This window comes from Mesomycoplasma bovoculi M165/69, assembly GCF_000524555.1.
Classification (GTDB): domain Bacteria; phylum Bacillota_I; class Bacilli_A; order Mycoplasmatales; family Metamycoplasmataceae; genus Mesomycoplasma; species Mesomycoplasma bovoculi.
The window spans coordinates 731561-753603 of record NZ_CP007154.1 but is presented as its reverse complement, the minus strand read 5'-3'; the positions used below and the strand labels follow the sequence as shown (position 1 = coordinate 753603).

Annotated in this window: 18 protein-coding genes, 1 tRNA gene and 2 rRNA genes; 14 read left to right on the top strand and 7 right to left on the bottom strand. The window is 29.5% G+C overall.

The genetic code is table 4. From position 1 onward, the window contains the following. Positions 1-246: 246 nt before the first annotated feature. Genes MYB_RS03060 through MYB_RS03045 form a run of 4 tightly spaced genes read right to left on the bottom strand, consistent with a single transcriptional unit; the run spans position 247 to position 3958 of the window. Positions 247-1179, bottom strand: coding sequence for an ECF transporter S component (locus MYB_RS03060; protein ID WP_025279662.1), 933 nt, complete (start codon positions 1177-1179; stop codon positions 247-249). 44 nt (positions 1180-1223) lie between these two features. After that, the gene (locus MYB_RS03055; RefSeq protein ID WP_022934807.1) at positions 1224-2801 is read right to left on the bottom strand and encodes an MATE family efflux transporter; all 1578 of its coding nucleotides are present in this window, start codon (positions 2799-2801) and stop codon (positions 1224-1226) included. Between the two features lie 2 nt (positions 2802-2803). Next, on the bottom strand, positions 2804-3292 hold the full coding sequence (greA, locus tag MYB_RS03050; RefSeq protein ID WP_022934806.1) for a transcription elongation factor GreA: 489 nt from the start codon (positions 3290-3292) through the stop codon (positions 2804-2806). 33 nt (positions 3293-3325) lie between these two features. Further along, positions 3326-3958 carry a hypothetical protein gene (locus tag MYB_RS03045; RefSeq protein WP_022934805.1) on the bottom strand — a complete coding sequence of 211 codons (633 nt, stop codon included), beginning with the start codon at positions 3956-3958 and terminating at the stop codon, positions 3326-3328. 329 nt (positions 3959-4287) lie between these two features. Between MYB_RS03045 and MYB_RS03040 the strand changes: the two genes are divergently transcribed. The 9 genes from MYB_RS03040 (at position 4288) to MYB_RS03000 (ending at position 12717) form a co-directional block, all read left to right on the top strand. Next, positions 4288-5818: ribosomal RNA gene (locus tag MYB_RS03040) — 16S ribosomal RNA — on the top strand. A 230-nt stretch (positions 5819-6048) separates the two neighbouring features. Then, a 23S ribosomal RNA gene (locus MYB_RS03035) occupies positions 6049-8941 on the top strand. The 16S and 23S rRNA genes sit together here, the layout of an rRNA operon. A 177-nt stretch (positions 8942-9118) precedes the next feature. Continuing rightward, positions 9119-10159 (top strand): YwaF family protein, encoded by a 1041-nt coding sequence (locus tag MYB_RS03030; RefSeq protein WP_022935438.1) that lies wholly within the window; start codon positions 9119-9121, stop codon positions 10157-10159. 4 nt (positions 10160-10163) lie between these two features. After that, positions 10164-10658, top strand: coding sequence for a hypothetical protein (locus MYB_RS03025; protein ID WP_022935437.1), 495 nt, complete (start codon positions 10164-10166; stop codon positions 10656-10658). Then, entirely contained in the window at positions 10649-11170 is a 522-nt protein-coding gene (locus MYB_RS03020; protein ID WP_022935436.1) for a DUF4231 domain-containing protein, read from the top strand. Before MYB_RS03025 ends, MYB_RS03020 begins: the two co-directional genes overlap by 10 nt. Beyond that, positions 11163-11540: a DUF4231 domain-containing protein gene (locus MYB_RS03015; RefSeq protein WP_025279659.1), complete on the top strand. Its 378-nt coding sequence runs from the start codon at positions 11163-11165 to the stop codon at positions 11538-11540. The genes MYB_RS03020 and MYB_RS03015 overlap by 8 nt, the downstream gene beginning before the upstream one ends. A gap of 20 nt (positions 11541-11560) precedes the next feature. After that, positions 11561-12139, top strand: a complete 579-nt coding sequence (locus MYB_RS03010; protein WP_022935434.1) for a thymidine kinase — start codon at positions 11561-11563, stop codon at positions 12137-12139. Between the two features lie 145 nt (positions 12140-12284). Continuing rightward, a tRNA-Gly gene (locus MYB_RS03005) sits at positions 12285-12358 on the top strand. Between the two features lie 89 nt (positions 12359-12447). Then, positions 12448-12717 carry an HPr family phosphocarrier protein gene (locus MYB_RS03000; protein WP_022935433.1) on the top strand — a complete coding sequence of 90 codons (270 nt, stop codon included), beginning with the start codon at positions 12448-12450 and terminating at the stop codon, positions 12715-12717. An 11-nt stretch (positions 12718-12728) separates the two neighbouring features. On the opposite strand, the gene MYB_RS02995 is transcribed toward MYB_RS03000, so the two are convergent. From MYB_RS02995 to trpS, 3 genes are read right to left on the bottom strand one after another with little or no spacing between them, the layout of a single operon-like run. Further along, positions 12729-13139 (bottom strand): MAG3450 family membrane protein, encoded by a 411-nt coding sequence (locus MYB_RS02995; RefSeq protein ID WP_022935432.1) that lies wholly within the window; start codon positions 13137-13139, stop codon positions 12729-12731. Beyond that, positions 13132-14862 (bottom strand): threonine--tRNA ligase, encoded by a 1731-nt coding sequence (gene thrS, locus MYB_RS02990; protein WP_022935431.1) that lies wholly within the window; start codon positions 14860-14862, stop codon positions 13132-13134. The genes MYB_RS02995 and thrS overlap by 8 nt, the downstream gene beginning before the upstream one ends. Position 14863: 1 nt before the next feature. Further along, a complete protein-coding gene (gene trpS, locus MYB_RS02985) occupies positions 14864-15847 on the bottom strand; it encodes a tryptophan--tRNA ligase (protein ID WP_022935430.1) in 984 nt (327 codons plus the stop codon). A 59-nt stretch (positions 15848-15906) separates the two neighbouring features. Here trpS and MYB_RS02980 point away from each other — a divergent pair, with 59 nt between their 5' ends. Genes MYB_RS02980 through gpmI form a run of 5 tightly spaced genes read left to right on the top strand, consistent with a single transcriptional unit; the run spans position 15907 to position 22026 of the window. Next, a complete protein-coding gene (locus MYB_RS02980; protein ID WP_022935429.1) occupies positions 15907-16263 on the top strand; it encodes a PTS sugar transporter subunit IIB in 357 nt (118 codons plus the stop codon). Positions 16264-16291: 28 nt separating this feature from the next. After that, complete coding sequence (locus MYB_RS02975) at positions 16292-19456, top strand: DEAD/DEAH box helicase (protein WP_022935428.1); 3165 nt, start codon at positions 16292-16294, stop codon at positions 19454-19456. Next, on the top strand, positions 19446-20198 hold the full coding sequence (locus tag MYB_RS02970; RefSeq protein ID WP_022935427.1) for a ribonuclease HIII: 753 nt from the start codon (positions 19446-19448) through the stop codon (positions 20196-20198). Before MYB_RS02975 ends, MYB_RS02970 begins: the two co-directional genes overlap by 11 nt. Positions 20199-20200: 2 nt before the next feature. Next, complete coding sequence (locus tag MYB_RS03190) at positions 20201-20491, top strand: YneF family protein (RefSeq protein ID WP_022935426.1); 291 nt, start codon at positions 20201-20203, stop codon at positions 20489-20491. Positions 20492-20499: 8 nt separating this feature from the next. Then, positions 20500-22026 (top strand): 2,3-bisphosphoglycerate-independent phosphoglycerate mutase, encoded by a 1527-nt coding sequence (gene gpmI / locus MYB_RS02960; protein ID WP_022935425.1) that lies wholly within the window; start codon positions 20500-20502, stop codon positions 22024-22026. The last annotated feature ends 17 nt before the right edge of the window (positions 22027-22043 follow it).

Genomic DNA, 22043 nt, shown 5'->3' with positions numbered 1-22043 from the left:
TTTGTTAAAAAATCAGAATAAACCTTAATTTTTGGACTAAAAATTTGGTCATTATAAGTAATGAATCCTTGATATTTTTTAGTCTTTTCGAATAAAACTTTAAAATTTTCAAAAAGGTTTTTTTCAGATGAAAAAAAAAATTAAATTTTGGTTTAGGTTTAATGAAAAATTAAAATAATTTCAAAAATTATTTTTTATATTATGAAAAATTATTTTTTTTGAAATATTATTATGTAAACTCATCACTTAAATATTATAAGAAATTTTTTTGTGAACAAGAGGAATAATCACTCTAGAAGTAAAGTAAATTATAGATAAATTTGTTCAAATTTTAACAGGTGATGTTATTAAGCGGGTTAATAAAGCAGTTGAAAAATCCACTAATGCTCCAGATTGAACATCTCCTTGGGCTGAAATAAGACTTGCAATTGGCTCATGAACTGCTGAGAAAGCAACAATTGGAACCATTGTTAAATATCTATCTTTTTTAAGAAAAAAATTAGAAAATCTAGCAACAAATAAAAAGGTTGTCATTGTGGATGTTCCGAATAAAATTAAAATAATAAACCCCAACTTATTTTTAACTAATTTGAATTTAGAAAAATCTACTGTTGAAAATGAAACTCCCAAAACTATAGAGACCATTATTATTAATAAAATAATCGTACTTGCAATTCAATAAAAATTAATTAAAGATTTCTCATTTTTTCAATTAGAAATTTTTTGAAACTTTGCTTCATAAAGTTTAATTTTTTTATTTTCTTTTTCCCTTTTTTGAAAATCCTCAAGTAACAAAGCATTAGATTTAAGGTAATTAATTTTAATTTCAAGTTTTTTTAGCAAATTTTCTTTTTCAAATCATTTTTTTCCTTGTTTTATAAACAATCAAAAAAATAATCCAGGAATCAATCCTGTTATCGCCATATAAATTGTGTACCAGTAAGAATATACACCTGGAATAAATAAAAAAGCTATTAAATCGGAAAGCAATCCAGTTAAAAACCCAATAACAGGCCCAAAAATAAATCCAGTTATTTTAATAGGTAGTCCAATGATTGACTGTCTAAAGGTTGGTAAAATTGTAAAAGGAGCTAATCTGACTGCAATAATTAACATTATTACAGCTATAGAAATAAAAATAGCAATAAAAGAAATCTGCAAATTATTCCATTTTTTTATTTTCATATTTCTCCTTTTAATTAATATATTATAAATAAAAAAAGCTAGGCTATTTGAATATCGCCATCATTTGTTGTAATGTTTATGGCCCATTTTGTTTTCAAGTATAATATCTCGAACATAATTCATTTAACTATGTCTGAAGAATAAAATATCAATGATGTGGCAATTAATTTAAATCCTACATCAGGAATTAAAGGTAGTAACACAAACACATTAAATGCTTGTCAAAGTGTTTGACCAATTGCAAGTGCAAAATTTCATATTCCAGTAAGATTTGAACGCCCACCTGCTGCAACAATGTTAATAGAAGTGTTTAATTGAATTCAAAATGGATTTAAAACAACAATTATTAGTGAAACTCAAAATATTTGTCTTAAAAAGTAGTCTACTGCAAGTTTTTGTTGTTCTTGAATAAAATTGTCATTAATAGTTAAATGTTTATCTTTAAAGTAATCTTGTAAACCTTTTTGAACTTGTTCTTTAATTCCACCAACAAGTAATTCTGTATTTGAAAGAACAAAAATTACTATTAGGGTAAAGAGTGACAAAATTAATGAAAAAGTAAACATATAACCTTTTAACATTTTGGCCTCTTTAATTGCTTCATCAATTCTATTTTGTCCTAATTTACGTCCAACTGAAATAGAAATATTAGATTGAATTGAACCATAAGCAACAAAAAGTATATTTGCAATTGTAGAAGTTATTCCCGACACTGTTAAAAAACCTATTCCCCAATATTTGTATAGATGATCTGTAGAATCAACTCCCAAACTTCCTGCTGGCATTCCTTGTGCTCAAAAAATTACTCTAATTGAAATTGACACACCAGCAACTACAGAGAAAAACAATCCTCAAGCACGTTTTAAATATTGTCTTCAAATAATTTTTTTAATGTCAAAAATTTTTCAAATTACAATTCGTAATTCTTTTTTATAAAAAAATTGGTATGTATATAAACCAATTGAAGTAACCATTCTTGCAGATACTGTGGCAATTGCTGATCCAACAACTCCTAAATATGGAATTAAAATTAAGTTCAAGCTTACATTTAAGATTAAGGTTAAAAAAACAAAAGCCATAGAAGCTTTTATAGAACCACTTTCTCTCAATGAAGCTGAAGTTGTTACTGTAAAAGCGAATAAAATTCAAGAAAAAGCAATTGCAAATAAATATTTTTGAGCTAGTTCAATTGTTTTTCCTATTTCACCAACCCCATTACTTGAACTTTGAACTAAATAGATCATTTTATCCGGCATACTTCAAGCAAATATGGCCATTAATAAAGCTAGACTAAAGTTTAAAATTAGTCTAACATTATTTGTCATTCTAGCATGAACGAAATCTTTTTTACCTCAATACTGGCTAAAAATAATTGAACCAATTGCATTTATTGATATTAAAAATGAAAAAATAATTCCAGTTCAAACATTAGCTAAACCAACAGCAGTTATTCCACCACTGATTCGGGAAACCATAAAATTATCAACAAAATTATTTAAAGATAAAAATAAAGAACTTAAAACAACTGGAATTGTAATTTTGGTTAGACTTATTCACTTAGATTTCGAGTCAGGAAAATATTGTTTAATACCATTGAATTTAAGTGATTCAAACATTATTAACCATTCACAACTTTGATTATTTTAACTGAATATTTTTCAGATACATCCACTTCAACTTCATCACCTTCAGACTGACCTAAAAGAACTTCGGCCATTGGAGAAAAATTGGAAATTTTATTTTGAAAGGGATCGGCATCCATTGAACTAACAATTTGAAAAGTTTGTCTTTCTTTAGTTTCTTGGTTTTCAATTGTCACTAAAGAACCAATAGAAATTTTTGAACTACTTCTATCAGTGACAATTATTTTAGCTTTAGAAATAATAGCTTCTAGTTCACGAATTCTAGATTCTATAATTCCTTGGCGTTCACGAGCCGCGTCATATTCTGCATTTTCAGAAAGGTCACCTTGCTCACGCGCCTCTTTGATGTCTTCGATGGCTTTATTTCTTTCAACTTTGACAAGGTGATCTAATTCTTTCTTAAATTCATTTAATTTTTGTTGTGTAAGAAGAATTTGATCAGAAAAATTATTATTTTTATTCATATATAAATATTCCTTGAAATATTAATGTAAACACTATATTTTAATATTTTTTTCCATTTTAATGATAATTAAGGAAAAATAAATATCTAATTCATAGTTAATTTCCTTGTTTTTTAAAAAATTAATTATTGTTTTTTGCTGTTTTTTGATATGTTTAAAAATCATTATTTTAGGTTTTTTGTTATAAAGTGATTCAAAATCACTAAAATCAAGATTATTTGCAAAAATAAAATCAATATTAAAGTCTATGGAGTTTAAATCAAGATTTTCAAAATTATTTGATTCAAGAATTTGTTTTTTATTTTTGAAATTTTCTTCATTAATATAGTTATTAATAGCAAAAATATTTTTATCCTTTAAAAACTTAGAACTTGCAATTGCTACAAGTCCATCAGTTTCTGCAAAAACTAGGTTTTTAAATTCTAAATCATTTGCATATCCCAAAATAAGTTCTAATTCCTCAACTATAATATTAGTATCAAAAATTTTGTTAATAAAATCAATATTCAATTTTAAAGGAGTTACTTTTTTGAGTTCTGAATTTTTTTGTTGGTATTCTTTAACTATTTTATTTTTTTTTATTTGAGTTACTAAAATAGATATCACCATTATAAAAAGGCCGATAAAAACACTAACAATTAAACCGGTTCTAACTGACTGATTCATATTATGAAGTGTAATTTTACCTTTTATTTTTGTTTATATAGTTAAAAACAGTCTAATTTTATATAAAAATAAGCATTTTTTTGGTCTTTTTCTTTAAAAAATAAAATTTTTACATTTTTTTTACATTTTTTTCTTTTTTTGTGTTATGATTAACTCTTGCTTTTAATTAAAGCAAAAGTTGTAAACTTAAATTTCAAAAAGTTGAGAAAAAAAAAAAAAAATTCTTTGCTTTTTTAAAAAAATGTTGTATAATTAATTTTTGCTTGTTTAAAGCCATTAGATCTTTCAAAACTAGATACATAATTCAAACCATTTTTAAATTAAACATACAATTTGAGAGTTTGATCCTAGCTCAGGATGAACGCTCGCTGTGTGCCTAATACATGCATGTTGAACGGAATATTTTAGCTTGCTAAAATATTTAGTAGCGAATGGGTGAGTAACACGTACCTAATCTACCTTTAGGTTCGGGATAACTTTTGGAAACAAGAGCTAATACCTGATATAGTTTATTTTCGCATGAAGATAAATAAAAAGGAGCTTCACGGCTTCGCCTAGAAATGAGGGTGCGGAACATTAGTTAGTTGGTGAGGTAATGGCTCACCAAGACGATGATGTTTAGCGGGGCCAAGAGGTTGTACCGCCACACTGGGACTGAGATACGGCCCAGACTCCTACGGGAGGCAGCAGTAAGGAATTTTCCACAATGAGCGAAAGCTTGATGGAGCGACACAGCGTGCACGATGAAGTCTTTAGGGATGTAAAGTGCTGTTATAAGGAAAGAAAAAATTAAATAGGAAATGATTTAATCTTGACGGTACCTTATTAGAAAGCGACGGCAAACTATGTGCCAGCAGCCGCGGTAATACATAGGTCGCAAGCGTTATCCGGAATTATTGGGCGTAAAGCGTCCGTAGGTGTTTTGTTAAGTTTAAGGTTAAATACTGAAGCTCAACTTCAGCCCGCTTTAGATACTGGCAAAATAGAATTATGAAGAGGTTAGCGGAATTCCTAGTGGAGCGGTGGAATGCGTAGATATTAGGAAGAACACCAATAGGCGAAGGCAGCTAACTGGTCATAAATTGACACTAAGGGACGAAAGCGTGGGGAGCAAACAGGATTAGATACCCTGGTAGTCCACGCTGTAAACGATGATCATTAGTTGGTGGTAATAATCACTAGCACAGCTAACGCGATAAATGATCCGCCTGAGTAGTATGCTCGCAAGAGTGAAACTTAAAGGAATTGACGGGAACCCGCACAAGCGGTGGAGCATGTGGTTTAATTTGAAGATACGCGGAGAACCTTACCCACTCTTGACATCCTTGCAAAGCTATAGAGATATAGTAGAGGTTAACAAGATGACAGATGGTGCATGGTTGTCGTCAGCTCGTGTCGTGAGATGTTAGGTTAAGTCCTGCAACGAGCGCAACCCCTTTCTTTAGTTACTAACATTAAGTTGAGGACTCTAGAGACACTGCCAGCGTAAGCTGGAGGAAGGTGGGGATGACGTCAAATCATCATGCCTCTTACGAGTGGGGCAACACACGTGCTACAATGGCTACTACAAAGAGAAGCAAAACGGTGACGTCCAGCAAATCTCAAAAAAGTAGTCCCAGTTCGGATTGAAGTCTGCAACTCGACTTCATGAAGTCGGAATCGCTAGTAATCGCAGGTCAGCTATACTGCGGTGAATACGTTCTCGGGTTTTGTACACACCGCCCGTCACACCATGGGAGTTGGTAATACCCAAAGTCGGTTAGTTAACTTCGGAGACTGCTGCCTAAGGTAGGACTGATGACTGGGGTGAAGTCGTAACAAGGTATCCCTACGAGAACGTGGGGATGGAACACCTCCTTTCTACGGTTATATTTATATAATACACAAACACAATTTAATTACTAATACTAAATTTTGAAAATGGTTATGTATCTAGTTTTGAGAGATCTAATGAAATAGTTCTTTGAAAACTGAATAGTATAATAAATTTACAAATATGTAATTTTTACATATTCCAACAATTTAAAATACCTTAAGATATTTATCTTTAGTATAAAACGATAGGCTATACAAAAGTTACAAATTAACTTTTTTAAATAAGTAAGAGTATTTGGTGGATGCCTTGGGTCTGAAAGTCGATGAAGGACGTGATTACCTGCGATAAGCTTCGTGGAGCTGGAAATAAGCTATGATACGGAGATTTCCGAATGGGGAAACCTAATTAAGTAAACCTTAATTGCTTTTTAATGAATTCATAGTTAAATAGACGATAAACGTTGTGAATTGAAACATCTTAGTAACAACAGGAAAAGAAAATAAATAATGATTCCCTTAGTAGTGGCGAGCGAATGGGGAAGAGCCCAAACCGTTTAACGGGGTTATAGGACATTTTAATTGAGTAAAAAAATTTTATAATAGCAGAAGAAGTTGGAAAGCTTCAACATAGAAGGTGACATTCCTGTATGCGAAATTGTAAAATCTCATAAGTGTATCCTGAGTAGGGCGGGGCACGTGAAACCCTGTCTGAATTAGCCGGGACCACCCGGTAAGGCTAAATACTAATCAGACACCGATAGTGAACAAGTACCGTGAGGGAAAGGTGAAAAGAACCCCGAGAGGGGAGTGAAATAGATTCTGAAACCATTTACTTACAAGTAGTCAAAGCACGTTAATGTGTGATGGCGTACATCTTGCAGTATGGTCCGGCGAGTTATGTTAATATGCAAGGTTAAGCAGAAAAAAGCGGAGCCGTAGGGAAACCAAGTCTTAATAGGGCGAATTAGTATATTGGCATATACCCGAAACCAGGTGATCTATCCATGAGCAGAGTGAAACTTTGGTAAAACAAAGTGGAGGTTCGAACCGTAGTACGTTAAAAAGTGCCCGGATGACTTGTGGATAGCGGTGAAATTCCAATCGAACCTGGAGATAGCTGGTTCTCTTCGAAATAGCTTTAGGGCTAGCGTGTAGTACTATTTAATGGGGGTAGAGCACTGAATGTGGAATGGCGGCACCTAGCTGTACTGACTATAATCAAACTCCGAATACCATTAAAAACAAACTATGCAGTCGGAACGTGGGTGATAACGTCCACGCTCGCGAGGGAAACAACCCAGATCGTCAGCTAAGGTCCCAAAATTGTGTTAAGTGAGAAAGGTTGTGAGATTTCATAAACAACTAGGATGTTGGCTTAGAAGCAGCCACCATTTAAAGAGTGCGTAATTGCTCACTAGTCAAGAGATCTTGCGCCAATAATGTAACGGGACTCAAACACAATACCGAAGCTACGGGTATGTTTTATAAACATACGTTAGGAGAGCGTTCTAATTTCATTGAAGCTAGAGTGTGAACACTAGTGGAGAAATTAGAAGTGAGAATGCCGGAATGAGTAACGATTCGAAGTGAGAATCTTCGACGCCTATTGGGGAAGGTTTCCTGGGCAAGGTTCGTCCACCCAGGGTTAGTCAGGGCCTAAGGAGAGGCAGAAATGCGTATTCGATGGACAATAGGTTAATATTCCTATACTTGGTAAAAAAATGATGGAGTGACGAAAAAAGATAACCTTACTTCTTATTGGATTAGGAGGGTAAGCAGTTAGAAAGTTAAATAGGCAAATCCGTTTAACATTAATTTTGAGCTGTGATGCATAGTGAACAGGCAACTAAGTAACGAATTAGGTGATTCTATGTTTCCAAGAAAAGCTTCTAGTGTTAATTTTTTATCAACCTGTACCGAGAACGGACACACGTCCCCAAGATGAGTATTCTAAGGCGAGCGAGAAAACCAATGTTAAGGAACTCTGCAAAATGACCCCGTAAGTTCGCAAGAAGGGGTACCCATTTATGGGTCACAGTAAAATAGGGGGGGCAACTGTTTATCAAAAACACAGCTCTCTGCTAAGTTGCAAAACGATGTATAGAGGGTGAAGCCTGCCCAGTGCCCGAAGGTTAAGCAAAGATGTTAGCTCTGCGAAGCATTGAAGTGAAGCCCGGGTGAACGGCGGCCGTAACTATAACGGTCCTAAGGTAGCGAAATTCCTTGTCAACTAATTATTGACCTGCACGAAAGGCGCAATGATCTCCCTACTGTCTCAACATTGGACTCGGTGAAATTATGGTACCAGTGAAAACGCTGGTTACCCGCATCAAGACGAAAAGACCCCGTGGAGCTTTACTATAACTTCGTATTGAAAATTGGTTTAATATGTGTAGGATAGGTGGGAGACTTTGAAGCATGGACGCTAGTTTGTGTGGAGTCAACCTTGAAATACCACCCTTATTAAATTGATTTTCTAACCTGCTTCCATTATCTGGAAGAGAGACAGTGCGTGGTGGGTAGTTTGACTGGGGCGGTCGCCTCCTAAAGAGTAACGGAGGTGTTCAAAGCTACACTCAATATGGTCAGAAACCATATGCAGAGCGTAAAGGTAAAAGTGTGGTTAACTGCGAGACCTACAAGTCGAGCAGGTGCGAAAGCAGGACTTAGTGATCCGGCGGTACATTGTGGAATGGCCGTCGCTCAACGGATAAAAGCTACCCCGGGGATAACAGGCTAATCTTCCCCAAGAGATCACATCGACGGGAAGGTTTGGCACCTCGATGTCGGCTCATCGCATCCTGGAGCTGGAGTCGGTTCCAAGGGTTTGGCTGTTCGCCAATTAAAGCGGTACGTGAGCTGGGTTCAGAACGTCGTGAGACAGTTCGGTCCCTATCTGATGTGGGCGTTGGAATATTGATGAGAGCTGCTCTTAGTACGAGAGGACCGGAGTGGACGTACCGCTGGTGTTCCAGTTGTCTTGCCAAAGGCATAGCTGGGTAGCTAAGTACGGAACAGATAACCGCTGAAAGCATCTAAGCGGGAAGCTGCCTCAAAGATGAGTATTCCTTATGAAATTCCTTATAGACGATGAGGTTGATAGGTTGGCGGTGTAAGTGTAGTAATACATTTAGCTTACCAATACTAATAAATTCAAAATTTAAAAAAGTTATAAATAACTTAAGGTTGTTTTAAAACTTCAATGCCCAACATTGATCTTTATGTATACTATTCAGTTTTGAAAGAACTATTTGAATAAATAATGATAAATTAACTTTTACGAGTTAATTTTTTTTTATTTAATTTTAAATACAAATAATTTACAAATTAAAAAGGAGATTTATTATGCTGCCACAATATTTTCAGTGACAAGGTAACCAAAATACATTAGAATATGCTAAATTATTTTTTTATATTCCAGTTGTTTTTGCGATTGTTGCCTTGATTGGTATGCACCTATTTCGCAAATCACTTAGAACATGATATGCTAATCAAACTTTAAATATTGATTCTCCAAGTTTTAAAAAAATTAAAATAATTTTTTTATCTGTTGGTTTATTTATTTGACTATTTTCTTATGTGTCTAGAGTTGCCTTATTAGAAGCCAACGACTATTTTAATAAATGGGAATATTTGCCTTTGCACTTATGTCGAATTTTAGTCTTGGCCACAGCAACAGCATTGATATTCAATAAAACTAATTATGTTAAATATTGGGTTGTACCAGCTTTTATAGGCTCTTCTTTAGCTCTCGCTTCACCTCAAATTAGTATTTCAACAGAAACATACTTGCAAACAATAAATACAAATTTTCCTACTTTAGACTTAAACAAGGAGAAATTTTCTTCATTTTTTCCAGGTTTACATTGAAGTTATGACTCACACTTTTTTTGAGAATTTTTAATCACTCACTTAATTTGTTTAGTGCTTCCAATATTTTTACAAATTATCCAACCATCTAAGCACAAACTTACAACCAAAATATTAGTAAAATCAATTTTAATCCTTTTTACCTATGCTTTATTTATCTTCTTTTTAAGTTGAATAATTTTTACAGAACTAAATAATCATCATGTAGACACAAAAACTTTTATTGCTTGAAATCCAAATTGACTTTATCTTGGAAAAGTAGGTCTTGGAGAGTTAAAAACTTTTGGTAAATGACCTTATGTGTTATTTAGTTTAACAATAATTTTTTTAACCCTTTTCTGATTAGTGTTCTTTCTAAAAATGTTGCTTGAAAAATTTTCTTTTAGTATTGAACGCACCACAAACGGAAAATTTAAATATATTTTTAAAAAACAAAATTGAAAAAATGTACTTGATAAAAACCATTTTAATAAACAATCATTTAAAATTTTTAATTTTAACAAATTAAAAAAATAATATTATGGATACAAATCGCGATAAACTTATTGATTTTATAAATCAAAAACAAAGCCAATTTCGACGCAATCAAATTATTGCTTATTATGCAGCATTAATTGTTAGGTGAACTTTATTTTTTGCCAACATTATTGTCCTTTGTTTAGCAATTGCTGTTGTTGTGGTGGAAGTTCATAGATACAACAGCATTACATCAGAAACCAAAACAATTATTGGTGATTTAGGTTTCACTATTGTTTTGGCTTTGTTTATTATTTTAACCTTTTTTATCAATATTTTTCTATCAGTTTATAGATTAGTAATGAAATATAAAGACTATAAAAAAGCTCAACGAGAACTTAGTTATATTTATTTTCGGGTTGCTCAAGATCCTGATTATTCTTATACAGATTTTCAACAAGATTATGACAAAATTAGTGATTTTTATTTTGCTAAAAAATCTGTTTTAAAATTTAAAATTATTAAAAAAGCTATTTTTGAAGGAAAAAAATGATTATAACAAGTTCCAAATTAGAGACTAATGCTCTATCATTTGCTAGGTTTTTATACAAAAAAACATTAACTAAAGCAAAAATTTTTCAATTTTTATTTTGGTTATTTTCATTATTTAGTATTTTTTTTGCATTTTTCTCAACTTTAATGGGAATTTTCAAATTAGCATCTCCTAAACTTGAAACACTAAAGGCCTTTGCTGATTTGTTTTTATACATTGATGACAAGGGCAACAAAGTGGATCAATGACCAATTTTTATTTTATGAATAAATTTATCTATTAGCTTAGTTAATGCATTGTTTGCTTTGTTTTTAATCAAAAATAGATGATTACGAAATCAAGAAATTAATGATTTTTTAAAATTAGAGCTAATTATGTATGAAAATAGGCTTGGAAAATACAAAAATTGCAAAAATCTTGAAATGGAACTTTTTAATGCAATTTTTTTGAAAATTTCCCCACCCAAAGGCTTATCAAATGTTTACCAATCTGAAAAATCACAAAAAAATTATGAATAAAAATGAATTATTACGCAAAATAGAATTAAAAGTTGCTCAATTACAAAGAAAAGCAAGAATATCTAAACTAATTTTTTTAACTTGTAGTATTTTATTGATAGTTATGTCAGCATTTAATGGTATTCTTTCAGCTTATGCTATAACTAAAAATCCCAACCCAATAGCCATTAACCTATTTGTAGCAATTTCCTTTATAAATGCAATTGTTACTTTTGTTACTAGTTTATCTAGTTTTTTTGTATTTGAAAATGTTTATACAAAAAATAGTGCTAAAATTGATTTTTTTGAGAAAAAAAAGATAGAATTAAAAAACCCAGATTGTGACATTGATGTTATAGCTGAGGAATTAATTATCTACAAAGGTGAATAAACTAAAAATAGGAGAAAATTGTGTACAAAAAATTTTTTGAAGGCATTATTGAAGTGATTACAGGGCCTATGTTTTCAGGTAAATCTGATGAATTAATTAAAAGAATTAGAACACTTTCATATGCTAGTATTAATACTTTAGTAATCAAACCTAAAATTGATCAAAGATTTTCAAGTTGTGAAATTATTTCTCGTTCAGGATTAAAAATTCCAACTTTTAGTGTTGAAACTGTTGAAGAAATTCAAGAATTATTTGAAGCTGAAGAATATCAAGCAATAGCAATAGATGAAATCCAATTTTTTCCAGAAACTATTATTGATTTTCTAGATTCTCTTGCTAATAAGGGAATTAGAGTTATGGTTAGTGGGCTTGATCAAGATTATTTGCGCAAACCATTTGGTCCGCTACCAAAACTAATGGCTTTAGCAGAAAATATTACAAAACTACAAGCAGTTTGTGCTATTTGCAAACGAGCAGCAACAACATCAGCTCGCACACATGAAAATTCTACTGATCAAACACTAATTGGAGATCTAGAAGAATACGAAGCTCGTTGCCGAGATTGTCATGCTAAAAAATCAAAAACAAAAAAAGTTTAAAAAATCTTCTCAATTTTGAAAAAAAGAGTTATAATTACTATTGTTTGATATATTTATTTAAGAATAATTTAAATTAGATTTTTCAAAATTATAAATGTTATTAATTTAACTTGAAATTGTTTATAAAATTATAAACAATTTATATGCAAGTGTAGTTTAATGGCAGAACTTCAGCCTTCCAAGCTGATTGTGAGGGTTCGATTCCCTTCACTTGCTCCATATCATAAATTTGACCTAAAAAAAATGGCTATATGCTATTTTTTTATTTTTTAAGTTTTATTTTAAAGCAAATTAAAAGGATTATTATAATGGTATCATTCGAAGCTAAAGTAATTGATGCACTAGGTTTTCATGCGCGCCCTGCATCTAAAGTTGCAAAAATATGCACTGAATTTAAATCTGAAATTAAAATTTTTAATGGAGAAAAATCTGGAAATGCCAAATCTATTATGAATATTATGGCACTAGGTATTAAAGAAGGTGTGATTTTTCGTGTAGAAGCCAATGGCGAAGATGAAGAACAAGCTCTTAAAGCAATCAAAGATTTAATGACAGAAGAAAAACTTATTTCGTTATAATAAAATATTTCTTATTTTTTGGGCCTTAATGATTTTTGAATCATTAAGGCTTTTATTTTTTCTTTAAAAATCAAAGAAGGAATAATTAAAAATATACTTGCAAGTACTAAAATAATTCTTAATGCTAATAAGCCAGGATTTCCTGATAAATTATATGTGAGTAAAATCAATACAAAACTAAAATCAATAACAGGGTAATAAAAAACAAAATTAAAACTCACAATTTTTAACTTTATTCATAAAATAGATATAGATAAAGAAAGAATAAAGCACAAAATAGCAATTAAAAATAGGTAACCAAATTTTATTATTTCTCTTTTGTAAAAATCTGGCGAGAAAAAAATAAACAATAATGCAATAGGTATAAAAAAAGTTAAAATAGCAAAAACAAAATCAGGAATTTTTGTTATTTTTTTATACACGTTCTTTGTCTACTTGTTTAATAAAATCTTCTAAATTTGTAAAGAAAGATTGTTCTTGCCCATATCGACGATAGGTGATTCCGTTTTTAGCTATTTCTTCATCTCCAATAATAATTTGGTATTTTACTTTTTGGATTTGAGCATCTCTAATTTTTTTAGAAATTCTTTCATTTCTATCATCAAATTCAACTTCAAAACCTAAATCAAAAAGATTTTGATAAACAGTTTTAGCATATTTTGTGTGTTCATTTGTGACAGGAATTACACATATTTGATTAGGTGATAATCAAAAAGGTAAAACACCTTTAGTTTGTTCTAAAAGAACAGAAATAAAGCGTTCATATGTTCCAATTAAACCTCTGTGAATTAAAATAGGTGTTTCTTTTTGGTTTAATTCATTAGTAAAACTAATGTTAAATTTGGAGGGTAACAAAAAGTCTAATTGAAGAGTTGAAACTGTGATCTCTTTTTGCATAACTGTCTTAATTTGAAAGTCAATTTTAGGCCCATAAAAGGCAGCTTCACCAATTTTTTCTACATATTTAATTTTGTTATCATCTAAAATTTGTTTCAAACTAGATTCAGCATTAGTTCACATTTCTTCGTTGTCAAAAAATTTTTCCTTGTTTTTTGGATCTCTTTTTGAAAAAGAAATGTAATCTATTTCAATATCAAATAACTTTAAACCTTCAAAAATCATTTTAAAAAGATGACTAAATTCAGAATAAATTTGACTTTTAGAAATGAAAATATGACCCTCTGTTAATTCCATAGAACGAACACGTTCTAAACCTGTTAAAGCTCCTGATTTTTCATATCTATATAATCTAGATTGTTCTGAAATTCGTAATGGTAATTGTCTATAACTAACATTTAATTGATCAAATAAAATAATGTGGTGAGGACAAGTCATTGGTCTTGGATACAAACTATCATTTTCCATTTGAATCGGATTGAACATATCATCCTTATAATGTTCTAGGTGTCCTGAAATTTTGTATAAATAATCCTGACCAAAGTGAGGAGTTGAAACTTCTTTAAATCCATATTTTCTATCTAAAAATAAAATTTTTTTCTTGATTTTGTTATGGATTTTCATTCCATTTTCCAGTCAAACAGGAAAACCTAAACCAAAATATTTACTAAATGTAAAAATTCCTAAGTCTTTTCCAATTTTTCTATGGTCTCGTTCTTTTCTATCTTTTAAAATAGTTAAAAATTGTTCTAGATCTTCCTTGGAATCCCAACAAGTTCCATAAATTCTTGTAAGTTGTTGGTTTTTACTATCAGATTTTCAATAAACCCCACCAACATTTAATAATTCTAGGTGTTTAATGTTTTTGGTTTCAAAATTAGTGATTTCAAAAGTTGAAAAGTCTTGAAATAATACTTGTTCATTACGATCGAAAATACCAAAAAAATTAATTTTTTCTGTATTTTCTTTTGCATCATTTAATAATTCTTGTCTATACTTTTGATTTGAAAAGTTTAGTGATTCATTGCTAGTTTGTTTAATTACTAAATCACTTTTAGCTAATTTAAATAATAGTTTTAAGATTTTAGGTAAATCTGTATTTGACAAAGGTTGTGAAAATTCAAAATCACAATAAAATCCTTCATCGGTTACATCACACATTCCTAATTTAGATTCTGGATAATTTTTTAAAATTACATAAGATAAAAAGTGTGATGCATATATATTTAATTCTTTATTTAATTTCATTTTAGAGTCCCATTAAGGTTTTAATTTTATTTAAATTTTCATTTGCAATTTTATTAACTTTAATAGCACTTTCTTGTGCTATTTTTTCTATATTCTCTATATTTTTATAGTATTTTTGTTGCAAATTAATTAAAAATTCTTTAACCAATTCACCAACTTTTTCTTTTAAAAATTTGTAATTTTTGTCTTTAAAAAACTCTAATGCTTCTTCCTTAGTTGAATCAGAAAGTCCTATAAAAATATTTAGTAAATTAGAAACGCCTGGTTTATCTTCAGCAAAATAAATTTTATTTTCTGAATCCGTTATTGCTTTTTGTATTTTTTGATAAGCAATTTCAGGGTCGTCAAGCAAGAAAATAGCAGAATTTAAATTAGTTGTAGACTTTGACATTTTTTTTGTAGGCTCTGTCAAAGACATAATTTTAGCCGTTTCTTTTGCAGTGATTGCTTGTGGTAAATTGAAATTTGTTCCATATATGTTGTTAAAACGAGTAGCAATATTTCTTGCTAGTTCTAGGTGTTGCAATTGATCTGCGCCCACAGGTACATATTTTGGATTATAAAGCAAAATATCTGCAGCCATTAAAACAGGATATGTTAATAAACCAGTTGGAACTTTTTCTGTTTTATTTTCTTGCTGAACTTTACTTTTATCTTTAAATTGCGTCATTCTTGATAATTCACCTATTGTGGTTCTTGATTGTAGTAATCAGTAAAGTTCAGTATGGGCATGAATTTGAGATTGAAAAAAAATGTTTGTTTTTTCAGGATTTACGCCACAAGCTAAATACATTGCAAAAATACTTTTCCTATTTTCACTTAGTTCTTTAGGATTTATATCAATTGTTAAGGCATGTAAATCTGCAACAAAAATAAATGATTCGTGTTGATTTTGAATTTTTAAAAAAGGTTTAATAGCACCTAAAAAATTTCCAAGAGTCAATCTTCCAGTTGCTGTAATTCCACTAACTAATCTATCTTCCATAACTAAATAATTTTAGCATAAGTACCAAATAATAGTTATAATTTATAATTATTTAGATTATGAAAAAATTTTCTTATTTTATCTATAAATTTATTCAATTTTTAACTTTTGGCAAATTTGGAAAAATATTATCAAAAAAGCACAATAAACCAAACAATTCTATTAATTATTCAGAAGACATTAAATTTGAAATTAACAAGTTAGTGAGTTTGCTGTTAGGCGCTACAAATATACAAAAAGCTGAATTTACTTTTTCCAGAGTTACTATATTTTTAAACACATTAGAAAATGTAAATATTGATGAACTAAAAAATTTACCTGGTGTTTCTGGAGTTGTGGTTGGAACCAATAATATTAGTTTAATTGTGGGTTCAACATCTAAATTTATTGCTAACTCCCTAAACAATTTAAAATAAAATTTAAAAAACAAAAAAAGAGATTACAATGAACATAATTAATAATGAAAACACTGATAACGACACAATAAAGAAGAAAAAACAGTTTGAACGATTATTAACAAATCTCATTGATATTCGAAAATCTGATTCTGCAATTTATACTAAAGTAGATGATAAATTTTACTTTGATTTATCTTTGTTATTAAGTGCTTCAAATTTAGATAAGGTTGTAAATGAATTGACTACTATTGTTCCTTTACAAAATTATAATATCGATGAAGTTATAAAATTTTTATCAAATGCTTCCAATTATGAAGAAGTAGAAGATTTTGTTAAAGAAGAGAGGTTAGATTGAACATCTGGCTTACTAAATAAATTTTCAACAGATTTTGAAACTACTAAACAAGGACAAATTGAGTTATTAACCAAAAAAAAACAAACAAGTCTTGCAAGTTGAAAAAGTTTTATCAAAAAAGCCGATGATATTAACAAAAATAAAAATATTTGACCAATTCATATAGGTTTTGCATACTTATCACTAATTGTACAAGATAAAAAGATTTTTGCTCCTCTTTTTGTCAAGGAGGCAAATGTGATAATTGGACCAACAGGTCCAACACTTATCACAGAAGGTTCAATTAAATTGAATCATAAAATTATTGCTTTTTTAAAGAAAATGGGTTTAGATTTTTCTTTAGATTTTAATTTTAATGAATTATCAATTGCTCGTTTAATTGATAATTTTAAAAAAATAGTAAGTGAACATTTTAAAATACCATCTTCATTAACACACAAAATACCAACAGATTTAGTTTTTGATAGTAATATCCAATTTCAACCAGGGCTTGTTTTAGGTCTTTTTAATGTTAGTGGAAACTATCAACACAAAATTTTAGAACAAATGATTGATAACAATGAAATTCAGAATTTACTTGAAGTGGAAATAAACAAAAATATTTGTAAAAACAAAGTTGAAAACATTATATTTTCAGATAATTTTGATGGTTTTTTTAAAATTCAACCCACCAATTTTATTCAAGATTACGCACATATCTCTTCATTATTACAAAACACTATCATTTGAGGTCCACCAGGTACTGGAAAATCTCAAGTTATTGCAAACATTATCACAAACATCATTATAAACAAACAAAGAGCCATAGTGAGTTCTCAAAAACAAGCCGCCTTAACTGTTTTGAGAAATCGATTGAAAAAAATGTCTTTATTTTGCTTGTTTGTGGTTAATGATAAAAGTGAAAATTACAAAAACTTTTATGCACCTATACAAGAATACATACAATGAATTGAAGAGTTTAGTGATAAGCAAGATATTGAATCTATCACTTTATTTTCACAATATGATAAAGAATATATAAGAATTGTTAATAAAATTTTTTCAAACAGTAATTTAATAGACTCAAAACTCGAAGCTTACAAGACAATTAAGCAATCTAATTCAATATTTAGTTTAAATATTGCAGAAATTATTTTTCAATTAAACAAAAAAATTAGTATTAACCCAAGTGAATCGCCAAAAAAAGCTAAAAAACTTCGGATAAAAATTTTAGAACAAATATTTAAACGAAAATTAAAGTGATATGAAAAAATATCAGAAAATTTTAAAAAAACACTTGAAAAAGATATTTATTTAATTTTAAGTAAATTACAGAATTACAATGGAAATTTGAGTGATATTTTTGAAAAAATTGAAAATTTAGAAGTTTCAGATTTATCTGATGTTAATGATTTTTTAACTTTAAGTTTCCCCAAAATTAATCAAGTAAATGATGATGAAAAATTATTTATATATCATTGCAGCAAAATTGTGAAAATTGTTAGCAAAATTAACTCAGATCCAAACTTAAGACAACTATACAAAGATTTTAGAATGAGTGTAAAACAAAATAATAAAATTTTACCTCAACAATTTTTACTAAAACATTTTCAAATTATTAATGTTTTATTTCCTATTTTAATAACAACACCAGATACTGAATTAACTATGTTTGAAAAAGAGGAATTTAATTATTTAATTATTGATGAAGCATCACAAATGTTTTTAGAAGAAGCTTTTCCATTAATGCATTTAGCAAAAATAAAAATATTTGCAGGTGATCAAAAACAAATGCAACCAGTTCGTTGATTCACTAGTAAGTCTTCTGAACAATATGAAGATGATGCTTTTGGCAATATTGACTCACTTTTAGAGTATGTTAATTCTATAGGTGTCTTCAATGTTTTGCTTGATAAAAACTATCGTTCTAAAAACGCTGCTTTGATGACATTTAATTCTAAGCACTTTTATGAATCGGATTTAAAAGTAGCAGATCACTTTAAACAAGCTATTGATAAAAGTATTGAAGTGATTAATGTTGGGGGCGAGTGAAACAATCAAGTAAACACAAAAGAAGCAGAACTAGTTGTAAGGTTGGCGCAAGAAAATATAGACAAATACAAAAAAATTATTTTATTATCTTTTAATGCTGCTCAGCAAAATGTTATTGAAAAAATAATTTTTGACTCATATCCAGATTTGGAAAAATTTATGTCTCAAGGTTCACTTATTGTTAATAATCTTGAAAATATACAAGGAGAGGAAGCAGATCTGTTAATTATGTCTGTTGTTTATGATTCCACAACATCTTTAACCTCAACTTACATAGCAAGAAAAGGTGGAAAACATGCTTTAAATGTTGCTACTTCAAGGGCTAAAGAAAAAATGATTATTTGCAAATCTATTTTAGGAGATGAAATTATAAATAATTCAAATTCCAAAGACCTAGAAATGTTCAAGCAATGAATACAATTTTTAGATTTGTCACCACAACAACAATTAAGTTATGCGGATAAAGATGATGATAAATGAAAGTATAAAATTAAAAACAATCGTTTTATAGACTTTCAGAATAATTTGTTTAAAAAATTGTCTGAATTACCTATGAATTTAACAATTCAAAAGGATTATAAAATAGGTAACTTAACAATTGATGTTGTTGTTATGGATACTAATAATCAAATTATTATTGGTTTTTGTTTGGCGGACTTTGAACAAACAACAGAAATGAATTATGCTATTTTTAAAGACACTGTCAATTTTATCAAGGCAAAAAACTATCCTATTGAAGTTATTGATTATATTAATTGGAAAATTAATCAAAATTTAATTCTTCAAAAAATTTATCAAAAAATTAAGGAACATAGTGAAAAATAGTTTGAAAACCTATGAATTTGAACATAAAATTGATAAATCCAAGTATATTGTTGGATGTGATGAAGTTGGTGTTGGTGAATATTTTACTAATTTAACAGTTTGTTGTACTTTGTTTAAAATTGAAGAAATAGAACAAGAACTCATTGAGCAAATAGTTGATTCTAAAATCTTGAATGAAATTAAATTGAGTAGAATTGCTAATCAATTAAAGGAAAAAATTATATTTGAAGTTATTAGTTTGGATATGGATAAATATAATGATTTAATTAATCAAGGTTATAATTCTCATGAAATTAAAGCTATACTATATTTGAAAATTTTAAAAAAACTTGCTAAAAATCATTTTTCAAATTTAAAAATTAGTCAAGTTTTTATAGATGGTTTTGTTTCATCGGAGAAATTTTTTGCCTACCTGCAAAAAATTTACAATCAATTTAAAACCAAACCTTGAAATCTTAAAAAATATCCAATTATTTTAGCCAAAAAAGCAGATGAGTGACTAAAACAAGCAGGAGCAGCTTCAATTATTGCAAAAGATCATTTGACTTCTAAAATGCTTCGACGCGAAAAAAAATGAAAAACTAAATTACCTGCTGGTTCAAATCAAATTGATAAAATAGTAAGCTATTGTATTTTGGAAATTCAAAAACATGGTGAAGATTTTTTGTATAACAATGTAAAATATCACTTTAGTATCACTCAAAAAGTTTTGGATAAATTAAATTTGAAAAATAAGGAGTAAAAATGATTAAATTATTACAAAGCGAAAGTCAAACAGTTGATAATATAGCAGCAACAGCTGGGGGTGTATCTTTAGGTGGTTGAATCGGAATCACTATTGCTGTTGCAATTATTATGTTTATTGTTGGAGGAATCATTGCTTTAGTGGTTTCTAAAAAGATGTTTGAAAAACAAATTAAGGAAAACCCTCCAATCAATGAAAACATGATTAGAGCAATGTATATGCAAATGGGAAGAAAACCATCTGAAGCACAAGTTCGGGCTGTAATGCGTTCAGTGAAAAATGCAAAATAGGTAGAAAAATGAACACAAAACAAAGAAAAACTGTTGTTTTAACAATTATAGATGGCCTTGGAATTAGAGCAGACAAACAAGGAAATGGTTTTGCTTTAGCCAAAACACCTAATTTTGATAATTTGTTTGCAAATTATCCAAATTCACTTATTCAAGCATCAGGTGAATTTGTTGGTTTGCCAGCAGGTCAAATGGGTAATAGTGAAGTAGGGCACTTAACAATTGGAGCAGGTTTTGTTGTTTATACTGGAATTTCCATTATCAATAATGCCCTTGAAACAAAATCATTTTTTAAAAATGAAAAATTTATTAAAGCTTTTGAAAATTCTATAAAAACCAACACACCCTTGCAAATTATAGGTCTTTTATCGCCAGGTGGTGTGCACTCACATGAGGAACATCTTTTTGCTTTAATTGACTTTGCATCTCAATATGGAGTGGAAAAATTGAATGTTCATGTTTTAGGTGATGGTCGTGATGTTGCTCCAAGTTCAATTTTGTCTTCTATAGAAAAATTAGAAGCAAAATTATCACAAAAACCAGGTTATAAAATTGCAAGTATTGCGGGTCGCTTTTATTCAATGGATCGGGATAAAATGTTTGATCGTGTTGAACTTGGTTATAAAGCTATTTGTGGAGAAAGTGCTAAAACTTTTGTGAATGTAAAAGATTATATAAATGAACAATATTCTAATCAAATTACAGATGAATTTTTTATGCCAGCAATTAATTCTGAAATACTAAATTCTGATTTTTTGACTGACAATAATTCAGTGATTTTTTTCAATTTTAGACCTGACCGAGCAAGACAGTTGTCACATTTAATTTTAGGGACCAATTTATATGATTTTCAACCTAAAAAAGCTATAAAAACCAATGTTTTTGTATCAATGATGAAGTACGAAGGAATTGATTGTGATATTGCCTTTGAAGAGATGAAAGTTAATTATCCTTTGGGAAGAGTTATTTCAGAAGCAGGTTTATCTCAACTCAGATTAGCTGAAACTCAAAAATATGCTCATGTTACATTTTTTATGGATGGTGGAGTTGAATTAGAACTTGATAAAGCAAAGAGAATCTTAGTGGATTCACTTAAAGTTGAATCATATGCTGACGCACCACAAATGTCAGCTGTAGAAATTACAAACACCTTGATTGAACAAGGCGGCCAATATGATTTGGTAATTATGAACTTTGCAAATCCTGATATGGTCGGTCATACTGGTAATTTACAATCAACTATTAAAGCTTGTGAAGTTTTAGATGCTCAAATTGGAAGAATTGTTAAATGAGTTGAAGACAATGGCTATACTCTATTTATTACAGCAGATCATGGGAATGCAGAACTTACAGAGGATGAAAACAACAAACCATCTACAAAACACACTTCATTTCCTGTGATGTTAATTACCACAGATAAAAATTTGAAATTAGAAAATGGTAGTTTAGCACAGATAGCACCAACAATTTTAGATTATTTAGGACTTGACAAACATCCTGATATGAATCAAAATTCACTTATTATTAAAAAATAAAAAATTTTTATTATATA